The sequence below is a fragment of the Pantoea sp. At-9b genome, from assembly GCF_000175935.2.
Lineage (GTDB): Bacteria > Pseudomonadota > Gammaproteobacteria > Enterobacterales > Enterobacteriaceae > Pantoea.
The window spans coordinates 58,596-71,638 of the sequence record NC_014842.1 but is presented as its reverse complement, the minus strand read 5'-3'; the positions used below and the strand labels follow the sequence as shown (position 1 = coordinate 71,638).

Here is a 13,043-nt window from a genome sequence, read left to right as displayed (position 1 = left end):
CTTACAGGAAAACGCAGTTACGTTTGCGCCACAGGAGATAACCGAAGTTCTTTTTCGAGGTCGGGGAATTGTGTGTACTGCCCCACAGCTGGGTGGTGGTGCCGAACGGGTGACAGTCCGAGGGTTCCGGGTACATGTTCACCATCTGATAGCGCCAGCGTGATTTCGGCATGATCGGGGAGGGGTATTCATAACAGACGGCGGTATCCGCCCCCACCGTTTCCATCACCAGTCCTTCCCGGTGCAGCTTGAAGGCCATGCGTTCGCTGACCAGCAGCGAGGCCTCCAGCGGGGAAAACTCGTTGCTGGTATAGCCCGTAAAGGGATACATCGAACCCTGCGCACCGGCACACCAGAACAGCGGGTCCAGCGGCATCCCCGTGGCGGACGCCAGCGCATCGGCCGCACAGGCCCCCTGCGCCACCAGGTTACTGAACAGCGCCACCTCCGGGTTAATGATCATGGACAGCGTGCTGTCGTTCCAGAGCGGGTCAACCTCAGAGAGGTAAGCAATGTCCATGTCCCCGGTCTGCATGCAGCCGACGCTGGTGATGATGTTCAGCCACCAGATAAGCGGGTACTTGTACCAGTGAACGTGATAGAACGCGCCAGCGACGGGGCGATCACTCTGCCCGCCGGTGCCGGTGCCGGTCCGCCCGAGATCGATTTTAAAGCCGCCCATATTGACCATCACCCCGGGTTCACGGGTTACGTCAGTCATCGCCATCGGCTCCCAGAATCCGATGGCCAGCCCCAGCCGGTAAAGTATGCCCACCGGGCAGAGCTGAATGGGGGAGCCCGGGTTCGGCGTGTCCGGATGCGAACCGGAAGCCAGCTGAATGCTGCCGAGCGTCATCGGGAACAGGCACTTCCAGCAGACGTCGCTGATGGGATTCACCCAGCGACCGTCGCCGGCATTACTGGCCGCCGCCATGACCGGCTTTGCCAGAATGGCAGAGAGCAGCAGGCAGGCAACAAGAAAGAACCGTTTCATGCTGTCCCGCCCTCCTCCCGCTGGCGCAGCCAGATGCAGACCGCCCCCTCTTCCGTGTCGTGAATACTGCCCATAAACCAGCCTTCACCGGCCGGGCGTGAGGGCTGCCAGTCACTGCAGTCGCCCGTTTTCCCGAAGCGGACGGACATGTGTTCCGGCACGTCGTTATCCATCCAGGTCGTGGCGGATGTCAGATGATGTGCCGCCAGCCAGGATTCAAACTCGCCCGGCAGCGGATATTCGCGGTTGTCTGCAGGCGTAAAAAAATCAGGGTGTGTCCAGCAGCCCCAGCGATCGCGCACGACCGGCTGAGCCGATAATTCAGCAGGGTGTGTCATAAAGGGTTTTCCGTAGTGGTGGCAGCGGAACTGCCGGAGGATCAGACGTTATTCAGGCCTGCCTGCGGGGTGCAGGCTGAGGCGTACCGCAGCGGCGCGAGGAACGAACAGCCTGCGCACGGCGGGGAGGATACCTTTTCTGAAGACTGTGAATTCAGAGCGGGATGACGGTATCAAACAACCAGACTGAGGCGGCAGACAGGACAAGGGCCATGACCGTCTCGCCAAGCAGGATGAAGCCCTCCTGCCGCAGTCCCGCTCCGGTGTGAAAATGCAGGCGGTATCCCTCCCGCTTCAGCCGTTTTAACCGCCACCACTCAAGGATCCGGGTCGCCAGGCGGCTCCACAGTATGACCAGTAATATCAGCAGCAGGCAGATCAGCGCCCGCTGCTCAAAGCTGAACTGAACAGATCCATCACCTGCCGTCATCGTCACCCCCGCCCCGTCCCCCGTTGTAGCGCATACTGTATAATGGTTATACGATGCGGGATATCTTTCTGCTGGCACAGCTGCCTTCGCCGGCCCGCGTCATGGAGTCCGCAGCGGGTGGCAGAAGCAGTTCAGACGGCACGCGCCGCGCCCTGCTCGCTCAGTGCTCCCATACCGTGCCTGCGCATTACCTCGCTGACGTTTTTCTCGTTCAGTGAGGCAATGACGATAGCAGTTCTGACATCGTTGCTGCAGGCCAGCAGTACCTGCAGCGCCGCGCGGATAATCACCGACTCTGTGTAGAGCGGATGCTCCTCCGTCATGCTGCGCAGGCCGTCCTTATCTGCGTCATTGATGCGCACGGTCGTGGCATGACGTTTTACCTGTTCAGGGGCCAGCGCCCCCCGTGCATTGTGACTCATTTCAGTGCCACCTCCTCCACCTTAAGCCAGCGGTCATCGCGCGTGATGCGTACCGGCGTGTGCTCAAAGCCGAATTTTGTTGTTAACGTGCCGTACTGGTCGAAGTACACCGGTTCATCCAGCGCCAGACTGGTGTCCCGGATATTGCCCTTCACCAGAATGACCTTAAAGTTCTGCTGACCGGTCAGTTGCTGCCGGACCCACGTCATCTGCACCGGATTATCGCCATCGATGAAGTACAGCGTCTCGCTGTACGGCACCTTATCCAGCGGGTTCACCCGGTCACCGGCGCGGGCAATCACGTTACCCTGCATGTCCCGGACCGTTTCCTGCACGGTAAAGGTCGGGTCATAGCGGAACGTCCGGTCTTTCACCGCCGGCGTAAGCCCCGCTACGGGTTCAGGTCTCACCGCATGGGCCTTTACCCGCGCTTCGGCCTCGCGCTGTATCCTGTCCAGCTCCCCGCTCTCCTTCATCCCCTGCAGCCGCTGACCGATAAAGGTCAGCAGGTCAGGTTCTGCAATCGGGAACAGATGCCCGAGGGTGCCGAGGTCTTTTGCGCTGGTGAACAGCGGGAACGCCAGGACAAGCAGCAGCACTGCCAGCCGGGACCTCATGGTGTCCCCTGCATCTGACGGGAGATCTCCGCCTGTATCACCGGCGTGATATCAGTCGCACCGCTGACAACGGCCCCCTTCACCAGGATGACGCCACCGTGCTCCGACTGCCAGCCTGTCAGGCTGGCATTCAGCGCCGTCCCGAAGCGCGTGGTCAGGGCGGTCAGGGCATCCTGCGTCAGCGGCGTCTGCGCAGTCTGCGCAGTCTGCTGCCGGAAGGTGTCGAGGGTACCCTTCATGTCAAACACCACGTATTCCGGCTGCATCGCCCGGGCAACCAGGGCACTGATACCGGCGCTGAGTGCGATGACCACTGTGGTGAGGGCGGCAATACGGGCCACCCGACCGCGTCCTGTCGATATTTCTGCCTTTTTACCGATGGCATCACGCAGCGTGCTGTCATCGGCCGTTTCACTGTCCGACCCTGCGGGCGGATGTTTCTCTTCCTGCATCGTTATGTCCTCTGTTTACGCCGCCGGCAGACCGGCCCAGCGCTCAAGCTCCTGCATTTCGGCCTGATACATGTGCGGCTCACAGGCCAGCAGGTACGCGGCCTCCTCGCTGGTTGCCCCCGCCTCCTGCGCATCGCTCATATACTGATAGTCTTCCCCGCGGGTGCTGAACATCGCACGCGTCACCGGGTCCACAAACACCCGGTGGAAGGAACTGTATTCCCCGCTGGAAATCATCACCGAACTGAACCCCGTATCGCGGGCGGGCTGGAAACCGCGGATAACCTGCGTCTCCATTTCGCTGAACTGATCCGGATTGGCATTGAGGTAGGTTTTGAACGCTTTCGCATCCTGCAGTAGCGTGACTTTGGTACCGGAACAGTCCCACGCTGCTGCCGCTGCCGGCGGTGCCGCCTGGTCTTTGGTACCGGTGAAGTCTTTGATACCCTGCGTGATGGTGATGAACGCCCCGCGATGGCGGCGCACCGTGCGATAGCCGGTTTCGATAAAGCGCGCCGCGTGCGGGTTGGAGCCGCTGAACAGACGCCAGGCTTCGTCGATAATGGCCACCTTCTTCAGACTGCGCGGCGAGTGGTACATCTTTTCCTGAATCGCCAGAATGAGTGAGTACAGGATGGCGGACAGCAGATGCGGCTGGTTTTCCAGACTCAGCAGCTCCAGCACCGCAAAACGGGTGTCACCGTCAAGCGTCGGTTTGTCCGAGTTGAAGTAATCACCGTTGGCTCCCCAGGTACACCAGCGGTCCAGCAGCAGCACCAGCTCGTTGATGCGGTTCATGATGGTCGGCTGGTTGCCGTACTCTGACCGGACATCCTGCGATTTCATGTACAGCACCACGTCATCGATACGCGCCCGGTTCAGCTTCGCCTCCCAGGCAGCCACGACGCCCTTGAGCAGGATGGTCTCACTGACCTTGTCCAGCGCATCGTTCGGACTTGCCAGCACGGTCAGCAGCCCCTGTATGCCCTCGGCCGATTCCTTGATATCGCGCACGTTGGCAAACGGGTTAAAGCGCAGCGTGGCCCCATCGAGATAGGCGCCCCCCGCCTGTTTACAGAAGTTGCGGTAGCTGCCCCCCATATCGATAACCCAGCCAAACCCGCCGGAATTAAGTACCTGACGCAGGATCTCCTGGATAAAGAAGCTTTTACCGGCACCGGTGGTGCCGGTGACCGCGATATTGAAGTTGGTGGCACCGTTGCTCTCGCTGAACATGTCAAAAAACGCCAGCGCGTTACGGTAGGTCGGCAGCGGGCTTCCCGAAGGGGCCATCTGCCGCTCGGCGACCACCGGCATCAGGTTGACCGCGTTGAAGCTCTTGCAGCGCAGGGTGGCATTCATGTGCTTCATGTCGTCCCACAGCCCCTCCTGCATCAGGAACGGGAAGGTGGTGAGCCAGTTGCGCAGCTGCTGGTAGCGCGGTGCAGACATCTCCAGATCGTTCTTGCGGAACACGTTGATGGCGGCGAGCTCACAGGCCTGCTGTTCACTGTCGTCATCCGGGCAGAACAGCGTCAGGTTCATGCTGAAACTGCACATGGCGATTTCGTTGCTGTTCAGCCCCATGCGCAGGTCACGCCACTCCTCATAGGTGCGCTGCGTGTTGGGGAAGAGTTTTCCGTAGGAGGAGTTGGCCTTTTTACCCATGTCCTGTTCCTTACGGAACGCTTCGTTCTGGCTGCTGACCTGCTCCTCGACGCAGATGGTCCAGCTCAGCAGAAACGGACAGGGGATGCCAAGGTCCGGAAAACGCATGTTCTGCAGGTTGTCCGCCGCCTGCCAGAGGGCAAACTTCTTCGGTACCTTTGTCAGCTGCATATTCACGATGCGCGTGCTGGCAACGGCGGTATCCGCCTCATCCCCCATGCGCCTGTCACCGGGCTGGCGCGCCGTGGTGAGGCGCAGGTAACCCGGGTGCACCTCCAGCTCGGTACTGTGGTCCACGCACTGGCGGTGCAGCTCCTGCTCCGGATTCCAGTTTTCCGTACCGGCATTCACCTGCCCAGGACGGTAGTTGAGCTGCTCACGAATGACCGTCAGGAATTCGGCCGCCGCCACCCGTCGGGTGTCCATGTGCGCGGCCATCATCGACACGCGCAGGGTTTCGCGGATCTGCGCCACCTCATCCATGACCCGGATGCCGCCGGTACCCGGGTGGGCATACACCAGAAACACGCGGTAGTTACGCAGATAGAGCGGATATTCGCGGTTATTCACCAGCCCTTTCAGCGCTGAGCGTTCCCAGTAGGCTCTGGTGATGGCGTTGAGGCGCGGTGCCATGCTGCCTTTCCACATGTCGCGGCTCAGCCCGTTCTCCAGCATGTCCCCCACGCACTTGCTGGCGACCATCAGCACGGTGACCGGTGTTTTACGGGGGAGTTTTTTGCGCAGCAGGTCGTCCAGTGCCTGCACCACCTGCTGGTTAGCGCCGGCGAGCGGTGCCACCTCCATGATGAAACCGACGGACCGGCCGTTGATAAACAGGTCGGATTTCTCATCGTACTCACGGTAAGGCAGCAGGCTGGTCAGCGAGGGGTAGCTGAAGTTTTCCCGCAGCATTTTTGAGGCGGCTTTTGCCCCGCCCTCGTCGCGGCTGCTGCTCAGGATACCGGCAAGGTGATCGATAACGTTACTGAGCATCACGTCCTCCCGTCTGTGCTGTCATCAGCGCCTGCATGACGTTCTCTGACAGGGCACTCTTACCCCGGCCGGTAATACCGTGGTAAAAGACATTCCGGCAAAGCGTCCCCGGCCCCCTGACACCTGCACCGGCACCGGACTGAATGGCGTGATGCAGCGCAGCCGATGTCAGCGTGCCGGGCATCGGCTCTGTCAGGTAAGCAGCCCTGCCCGTCCCGCTAACGGGTCGTGGCGGCAATAATGCCGTCTTCTCACTACAGTGAACATACATCGTCATTACTCTCCCTCGCTTATCACGCGAAAGTCTTCGTCCCAGCGGGACTTCTGCTTCACGAACTCCACGACAGCAGGCTGATGGAAGCTGTCCTGCTCATCCACCCAGGGCGCTATCCACAGGCGCTGCGTGGCGTCCGGAATACGCCGGGCATCCACCTGGCCGGGTCCGCTGTAATCGGCCGGCGTGATGTTGCCGGCCGTCACTGCAGCGGTGTGCACCGGTACCGTGGAGGCACGGAGCAATGCGGGACTGACGGGCTGTCCCGCCACGGCGCGGGGTGCGATCGTGGCCACACTGACGGTGCGGTTCGGATTAACGGCAGGCTTCAGGTTGCCGGGCGTCGCCAGCGCCTCAGCCGCAGGCTTTGGGCCGCTGTCCTTCGCGGCGCTCAGGTCGTCGAGGCTCTGGTGTTTTGACGCCAGGTGGCTGGCGTCCGACATCGAGAGGCACTGGTCGGTGGCGGTTTTGTTGCAGTCAAAGTCGGAGTTCATACCGGCGCAGCCGGTGAGCGCAGCGCACAGCAGTGCGCACGCAAAGAGTTTTTGCATGTTGGTGTCCTTAGTGGCGGCCGAACCGCGAATGGTGTGGTTTATGGCTTCAAACAGAGCGTCGGGTAACAGCAGGCTGATGCCGGCGAAAGGCACAAGGGGCGGTGGTACAGAACTCAGGGAGCCGTCACTGTACGGCTCCGGTAATAAAAGATATTCGGATCAGTTAAGGAGAAGAATGGAAACAGTCACGCACCATGCTCTTTAACCTGATACCTTTCCGGAAGCACATCGTCAGCAGGAACCAGAAGATGAAGGTGATGATGGTCATCAGCACCCGCAGATGGTCAGCGGTTTAGGCTGGATTTACATTCACTCTGCCTCCTTCACGGCCAACAGACGCTGCTGACGTTCTGTTTCAGTCAGCAGAGCCGCCAACTGACAGGCATCGGCATTTGACTGCCAGGCCCGGCGATATCGGATGCGCAGGGCACATAACCGGATAAGCTGCTCACGACGGGTGTGGTTATTCATACGGGATATCCTCAGTCTCATCATTTCTGACCTGACGGGATGTAAACGCGTATTCACGCCGGGTGAGCGCACTCCGCTCTTTTTCCAGCCAGTATGACAGCACACGCGCCGTGAGATGCCCGGTTTCCGCCACACAGCACTGAAGTTCCCGGAACGCCACTGCGTCAGCGGGGCAGTACGTTTTCAGTTCCTGAGCTGTAATATCCGGCCAGGAATGTGGTCTGCCCACCCATCGTATCAGCAGGATGAGTGACAGCAGGACAAACCCGGCTGTCGCAACGTAAAGCACCGGTCTGCCGGTAAAGAGCCCGGTCGCCGCCATCGCCGATAAACATGCCGTGACGAACCATACCGTCAGACTCTCTATATACGGCGGATAGCCTGCTGACCATTCGTCCGCCATGCGTCGCAGCCGGCAGTGCTGCGCCCACCGCTGACGGGCAGTCGGGTTCTGATTTCTGTTCACGCTCCAGCCCTCATTCCGTAAAGGTCTCTATTAAATGAAACCAGATAAATAACAGTGTTATGGCCATTCCGGATAATGATGGTAAGCACAGGTCCTGCATGTCGATGACGGGGATCTGCCAGTACCAGAACGCGAAGGCCCCATACCATGCGGGAATGAACAGCCAGGCAATGACATGCGCCAGCGGGATACGCCAGCGAGCCTTACCCTTCTGAAGAAAGTACTGTGCAGACACTATCCCGGCCGCAATCAGTACAGACACCCGCCAGAGTGGCCAGGACGCCAGTGGAGCCGGCATGTGACCGGCCCTGAGCAGCAGAGCCAGCGTGGTTTTATTGACAACCATCATGGCGATCGTGAGCGTCATCGCACACGCTGAGGCGCTCAGCACCTGACGACATGCCCTGTTCATGCAGCGGCCCCCCGCGCGGTGATATGAAAGCGCATATGGCTGTTCACCGGCACGGGCACCTGGCGGTTCATCAGGGTCAGAAGCAGCATCGCCCGCTTCATGCCATCCGGCTCATACCACACCGCCTCCAGCCCTTCGAACACGCCGTCGCGGATAACCACCCGGTCACCGTGCGCCGGTGCATCCGTGGTGAGCGGCGCGCTCTCCCACCCCTGATTGAGCCGGGTTATCACGCTGTCCGGCACCACGGACGGCAGACCGCCGAAGCTTATAAGCGTTGAGACACCCCGCGTGGCCTTGATGGCCGTGGTATGCACCACCTCCGGGTCAAAACGCACAAAAATATAGTTCGGGAACAGCGGTTGCTCGGCGATGCGCCGGATGCCCCCGTTCTGCAGCCGGACCTCGGAGAAGACCGGGAGCAGGCAGGTCACTCCCTGACTCTGCAGCTGCTGCTGCGCCCGCTTCTCCTGCGCGTACTTCGTCTGCGCCACGTACCAGTTTTCCATAGCCGTCTCCTGTTCCTGTCAGTTGATGGTGTCACCCAGGCGCAGCTGGCTGGCCTGACGCAGCACTTCGTCGGGGTTCAGTACCGGGGCATTGCCGCCACCGCTGTTTGCCGGCGTGACCGCGGCAGTCTGCTGCGCGCTAGGCTGTGGCGCGGCTTTCTTCTCTTTCTCTGCTTCCGCATCCTCAATGGTCTCCAGCCGGAAGCCCTGCTGGAACACCACGGTGACGGCGTTACCGGCGCCGATATCAATCACCGGGTGGTACTGCTCGGCACGCTTGATCCAGTACTGACTCAGCGTGTCAGCGGCCTTGCTGGCCCCGCCGCCGAGTCCCTGCTTGAGGATATCGCCCGCGCCCACAGACGCCGAGGCCCCCAGACCCACGGTCGGCGTGGCGGCCGATTTGATGCCCTCACCGAAACCGGACAGCAGGCCGGCCGCACCGGCATTGGCAATGATGGCCCCGTTGCGCATGACCGGCTTGCCGCGGATACCCTGCTTGCCCTGGTAAGCCACATGTCCGTCAAACGGCATATCGATGTGCTTACCGTTTTTCAGGATGCAGCTGATGTTTTTCGTGCGGACTTCGCCGCGCTCGCTGGAAATATCACCGTAGATTTCCCCGGTGACGCGGCACTGGTCGAGGCTGTACGTTTTGCCGTTGGGCAGGGAGACATCGCCGATAAGGGTGATGACCACGGGCGAGGTATTCTGCTGACCGGTCACGCTGGCGTTGGCGTCTGCCCCCTCAATCATGACCGCCTCGGAGAACGAACCCGACGGTATCCACGGCAGGTTCGTTTTTTTCGCCGCGAGCGAAGCATACGTGAAGGTGTCACGCTGCAGGCCACCGGCGCGTACCGTGCCGGTGCCGGGGTAAAACCGGCTTCCCTGACCGGCAGAAGGCCCCCCTGACGGATCGCTCACACGCCACTGCGCCGGTCCCGCCGGGCCGGTGGCCACCGGGGCATTCGCAGCGGGACCGGCCGGCGGGGTGGTGGTCTGTCCTGGTCCGGCCGGCGGTTTGTTACCTTCCTGAGACTGCTGCTTCTGTAACTGAGCGATGGCATCTGCCATCGTACTGAGCTGCTTCTTCAGGTCCTCATTCTGCGTTTTCAGCGTCCCGGTAAGTGTTGAGAGGTCTTTCTCCAGCCCGGCGGTTTTATTCTGCTGCTGCTGCAGCGCCGAGGTGGCCACGCCGCTGGTGAAGGACGTGCTGACCAGGCTGCCGGTCATATCCGGCGCGGACTTCTGTGCCGGATGGTTCAGTTCAGCCTGATGGCGTGAATACGCCCAGATACCGCCGCCGGTGGCGAGCATCACCGCCGCGGCCGCGCCGGCAATCATCCACTGCCGGCGGCGGGTCAGGGTATTGATGCTGCTCATGCCCCGCCCTCCTTATCCGTGGAGAAAATCACCCACACGTACCCTTCGCCGTTCGCATACAGGGTGCGGGTGGAGAGCATCACGGCGCGCACGCCCTGCTGCCAGAACTGCTTTTCACTGAGGGTGCGGGTGACGTAACCGGTGTTTTTCATCCGGTAACGCATCACGCGCAGGTGCGAGCCTGCCAGCTGTCGCTCCGGCGTGAGCAGGACGCCGGCAGGCGGGTTGTACGCCGGAGCCCGGCTGGCCTTCATGTCGGTATAGCCGTCAGGCACGCCGCCGTTTGCCACGGTGCGCGCCACGCTGACCAGCGTCTTCTGGAACGGCTGGCTCTCCTCCCACGCCTTCGCATCCGGGTTCGGCTTCAGCGGCACGTCCGCCGGAATAAGCTCCAGCGTGCGGCCGCTGCCGGGTTTCGGGGACACGTCGAGCGAGACGCTCACCCCGCCGGCCGTTTCGATAAAGAGGGTGAAATCCTGCCCGGTCAGCGGGGTGATGAGCAGTGCGCCGTCGGCGGTGCTGTCTTTTGTGTACGCGCCCTCCGGACCGGTGACGGCGGTGATAAGCTCCCCGTCAATGACGATTTTGTTCGGGCTGGTGTTGCTCATCTGCGCTTTGAGGTGCGCGTTATTCTCAAATACGGTGCCGGCCGGGCCGGGCACCACAGCTGAGGCCACAGCAGGCACCAGCGTGAGCGCTGCCAGAGCGGTGAGCACGGAAACGGTTTTCTTCATGGTTCATTCCTGTTGCGGGCGGCGGTCAGGTTGCGTCCAGGGTACTTCCGTGAAGGCCGTCAGGCGGATAAGGCCGTCCACGTAGTGCACGCTGAGTCGCCAGGCTTTTTTCGTGTCCGGCAGCGAAAGTTTCAGGTTGCCGTTGGTGGTGCCGGCGCTCAGCGTTCCCCGGGCGATGATGTCACCGGTGGTGGTGTCGGTGGTTTCATCGTCAAGGCGGAACACGGAGGAGACGCCGTTCTTTCTGATGTACTCAGCTTCGGCGGCAAGCTGTTTTTTCATGGCGTCACGGTCTTCCGGCGGGACAAAGCGCAGCAGGGCGGCGTGCTGGCTGTCCACGGTCTCGGGCGTGACGGACAGGCGGAGATTGATAAACGAGCGGACCAGCAGTCCGTTCAGGGCGTCGTCTCCGGAGGCGGCGGTGGAGACAAACGGCCGGTCAAACAGCATGGGAACGGTGATGGTTTTCTGGGTGCGGGCAAAGTGCCACGCGAGGGCGCCGGTGATGCCGTTCGCGGCAAGGCTCAGGGCCAGAAGCGAACCCAGCCCCGCCAGCGCCAGCACTGTTACACGATTGCGCCCCTCCCGGACCTTGTACCTCATATCGGTTTTCCTTCTGTCTGTAATACGCGCCACCCGCAGGTGGCGCACGGGTTACTGCATCCAGTGCCGGTTGCCCGAGTCGGGCACCCGCCTGAACTGCAGCCGGAGCAGCGCGGTCGGCAGATACCAGTAAAGGAGGTTCAGGAGCCACCAGGTGCCCTGCCCCTTCTTCAGATGGCGGATTAACAGCCACAACGCGCCGGCCACAACCAGCATCACGATGAACATGTCGCAGAGCAGGCCGATACCGGCGCACGCAACGATGACGCCGGCCTCCTCTGGCGGGAGTCCGAGCAGGCGTTTCTGCTGATTGAGGGTTTCCGGGAACTGGTACTGAAGCGATTCCCTGTCCATGACGGGGATTAACCGGCGAGGCTGAAGAGAACGCGGGTGACGACGATGAGGAAGCCGAGGCCGCCCACGAACAGCATCGGGTTGCGGGTTTTGATGTAGGCGCCGATGGAGATGATGACCTCGGCAATGTACAGCCCCCACTCGATGGTGCTGCCGTGGCCGAACGTATCCTTCGCGTCCTGTTTCTGGCTGGAGAGCAGGTCTTCGGCGCGCACCAGATGCGGGAGCGCGAAGAACAGCACCGCCAGAGCAATCAGCAGCACGTTAACGCGGTGACGCCAGAGAAGACTAAAGCTGCGGTAAAGCGTGCCGATAAAACCGGATGGTGCTGCGGTCCGGAACGCCGGGCAGGCTTCCGCAGCCCCCTCCGCCAGCGCGGGTTTGCCTGTGACAACTTTCATGTAAAAAACCCTCAGTTTGAGTTAAGGAAATGTCATTGCGCGTAAACAGACGTAACGCGACGTAAGTGTACATTTACTCAAAAAAAAAAAATCTGTGACGTATGTCACACTTTTAACCCTTCACTTTAAGATTTTTAGGATTATTCCCGGACGGCAGGCGCGTAGGCTTTCCGCTTACTCAGGGCACGCCTCGTAAGGGGGTCATAACAACATGAAGGTCAAAGAGAAGCTGGGAGACGGACGCGGACGTCCCCGCAAGTACGCACAGGGAGAAATGCAGTACCGCAAGCTGTGGCTGCCGGAGAACCTGCTGATGGAGCTGCGGGTCGCCGCCCGCGTCAGAGGGTATACGACGAATGATGAAGTCATCAGTCGCCTGGTAAGTTCCCTGCGGTTCACGCCGCGCCGGCCGGTGATTAAAACCGATGAGGGTCAGCGGATGGTTGCGCTGGCAAGATTATTTGATGAGTTCCTCCAGTCACGGCTGGATATTATCCGCCGGGAGTATGCGGTACAGGAAAATAACGGGGCGGACAGGAAAACGTTCGTGCCGGGAAAGAACCGGGCGTTCAGCAGCAGCTTTCCCCTTAATTTACGCCGCGATATGGAAATCAGTGCGCGATTTAATCAGCGCAGCGTGAATCAGGAAATTATGGAGCGCCTGCTGGATTCCCTGAATTATTTCACGGAGCAGCAGCTGCCGGAGAACGAAGAAGTCAGGCGCCTGCGTGAACTGGCCATTCTCTTTGACGAATTTATTGCGGAAAAAGTGGCGGTGGCGGAAAACCCGCTGACGAATAACACCGGGGAAGAAAAAAAAGAAAAGCAGTAAGGCAGTCTTCAGGCCGGGCAGGATGCCCGGCTTTTTTATCTCTTTCAGGAAATCTCCGTAAAAAAGGATAAGCCTGGCCGACCCCGTAATTTTTAATCCCGGACAGGAAGCATAAATCTGCGCCGGAGTCAGA

General features: G+C 60.7%; 19 protein-coding genes. 1 reads left to right on the top strand and 18 read right to left on the bottom strand.

Annotated features, from left to right (window positions below):
- Position 1: 1 nt before the first annotated feature.
- The 18 genes from traU to PAT9B_RS29090 all read right to left on the bottom strand — a co-directional run bounded on the left by traU (position 2) and on the right by PAT9B_RS29090 (position 12,078).
- Positions 2-994, bottom strand: coding sequence for a conjugal transfer pilus assembly protein TraU (gene traU / locus PAT9B_RS29170; RefSeq protein ID WP_013512885.1), 993 nt, complete (start codon positions 992-994; stop codon positions 2-4).
- Entirely contained in the window at positions 991-1,332 is a 342-nt protein-coding gene (locus PAT9B_RS29165) for a hypothetical protein (RefSeq protein WP_013512884.1), read from the bottom strand. The genes traU and PAT9B_RS29165 overlap by 4 nt, the downstream gene beginning before the upstream one ends.
- Before the next feature lie 154 nt (positions 1,333-1,486).
- Positions 1,487-1,762 carry a hypothetical protein gene (locus PAT9B_RS29160; RefSeq protein WP_013512883.1) on the bottom strand — a complete coding sequence of 92 codons (276 nt, stop codon included), beginning with the start codon at positions 1,760-1,762 and terminating at the stop codon, positions 1,487-1,489.
- A 131-nt stretch (positions 1,763-1,893) separates the two neighbouring features.
- Positions 1,894-2,184: a hypothetical protein gene (locus tag PAT9B_RS29155; protein WP_013512882.1), complete on the bottom strand. Its 291-nt coding sequence runs from the start codon at positions 2,182-2,184 to the stop codon at positions 1,894-1,896.
- The gene (gene traW / locus PAT9B_RS29150) at positions 2,181-2,801 is read right to left on the bottom strand and encodes a type-F conjugative transfer system protein TraW (RefSeq protein ID WP_013512881.1); all 621 of its coding nucleotides are present in this window, start codon (positions 2,799-2,801) and stop codon (positions 2,181-2,183) included. The genes PAT9B_RS29155 and traW overlap by 4 nt, the downstream gene beginning before the upstream one ends.
- Entirely contained in the window at positions 2,798-3,253 is a 456-nt protein-coding gene (locus tag PAT9B_RS30195; protein WP_013512880.1) for a TrbI F-type domain-containing protein, read from the bottom strand. Before PAT9B_RS30195 ends, traW begins: the two co-directional genes overlap by 4 nt.
- 15 nt (positions 3,254-3,268) lie before the next feature.
- On the bottom strand, positions 3,269-5,914 hold the full coding sequence (gene traC, locus PAT9B_RS29140) for a type IV secretion system protein TraC (RefSeq protein WP_013512879.1): 2,646 nt from the start codon (positions 5,912-5,914) through the stop codon (positions 3,269-3,271).
- Positions 5,904-6,191 (bottom strand): hypothetical protein, encoded by a 288-nt coding sequence (locus PAT9B_RS29135; protein WP_013512878.1) that lies wholly within the window; start codon positions 6,189-6,191, stop codon positions 5,904-5,906. The genes traC and PAT9B_RS29135 overlap by 11 nt, the downstream gene beginning before the upstream one ends.
- Complete coding sequence (gene traV, locus PAT9B_RS29130) at positions 6,191-6,739, bottom strand: type IV conjugative transfer system lipoprotein TraV (protein ID WP_013512877.1); 549 nt, start codon at positions 6,737-6,739, stop codon at positions 6,191-6,193. Before traV ends, PAT9B_RS29135 begins: the two co-directional genes overlap by 1 nt.
- Before the next feature lie 312 nt (positions 6,740-7,051).
- Positions 7,052-7,213 carry a hypothetical protein gene (locus PAT9B_RS31060; RefSeq protein ID WP_013512876.1) on the bottom strand — a complete coding sequence of 54 codons (162 nt, stop codon included), beginning with the start codon at positions 7,211-7,213 and terminating at the stop codon, positions 7,052-7,054.
- Positions 7,206-7,679, bottom strand: a complete 474-nt coding sequence (locus tag PAT9B_RS29125; RefSeq protein WP_013512875.1) for a hypothetical protein — start codon at positions 7,677-7,679, stop codon at positions 7,206-7,208. The genes PAT9B_RS31060 and PAT9B_RS29125 overlap by 8 nt, the downstream gene beginning before the upstream one ends.
- A gap of 10 nt (positions 7,680-7,689) precedes the next feature.
- Positions 7,690-8,046 (bottom strand): hypothetical protein, encoded by a 357-nt coding sequence (locus PAT9B_RS29120; RefSeq protein ID WP_150105922.1) that lies wholly within the window; start codon positions 8,044-8,046, stop codon positions 7,690-7,692.
- 41 nt (positions 8,047-8,087) lie between these two features.
- A complete protein-coding gene (gene rfaH / locus PAT9B_RS29115; RefSeq protein ID WP_013512873.1) occupies positions 8,088-8,600 on the bottom strand; it encodes a transcription/translation regulatory transformer protein RfaH in 513 nt (170 codons plus the stop codon).
- Between the two features lie 18 nt (positions 8,601-8,618).
- Positions 8,619-9,986, bottom strand: a complete 1,368-nt coding sequence (gene traB / locus PAT9B_RS29110; RefSeq protein WP_013512872.1) for an F-type conjugal transfer pilus assembly protein TraB — start codon at positions 9,984-9,986, stop codon at positions 8,619-8,621.
- Entirely contained in the window at positions 9,983-10,720 is a 738-nt protein-coding gene (traK, locus tag PAT9B_RS29105) for an F-type conjugal transfer protein TraK (RefSeq protein WP_013512871.1), read from the bottom strand. The genes traB and traK overlap by 4 nt, the downstream gene beginning before the upstream one ends.
- Before the next feature lie 3 nt (positions 10,721-10,723).
- Positions 10,724-11,323, bottom strand: a complete 600-nt coding sequence (locus PAT9B_RS29100) for a TraE/TraK family type IV conjugative transfer system protein (protein WP_013512870.1) — start codon at positions 11,321-11,323, stop codon at positions 10,724-10,726.
- Between the two features lie 51 nt (positions 11,324-11,374).
- On the bottom strand, positions 11,375-11,677 hold the full coding sequence (gene traL / locus PAT9B_RS29095) for a type IV conjugative transfer system protein TraL (RefSeq protein WP_013512869.1): 303 nt from the start codon (positions 11,675-11,677) through the stop codon (positions 11,375-11,377).
- An 8-nt stretch (positions 11,678-11,685) separates the two neighbouring features.
- Positions 11,686-12,078: a type IV conjugative transfer system pilin TraA gene (locus tag PAT9B_RS29090; protein WP_013512868.1), complete on the bottom strand. Its 393-nt coding sequence runs from the start codon at positions 12,076-12,078 to the stop codon at positions 11,686-11,688.
- 211 nt (positions 12,079-12,289) lie between these two features.
- Here PAT9B_RS29090 and PAT9B_RS29085 point away from each other — a divergent pair, with 211 nt between their 5' ends.
- On the top strand, positions 12,290-12,910 hold the full coding sequence (locus PAT9B_RS29085) for a hypothetical protein (protein ID WP_013512867.1): 621 nt from the start codon (positions 12,290-12,292) through the stop codon (positions 12,908-12,910).
- Positions 12,911-13,043 lie beyond the last annotated feature (133 nt).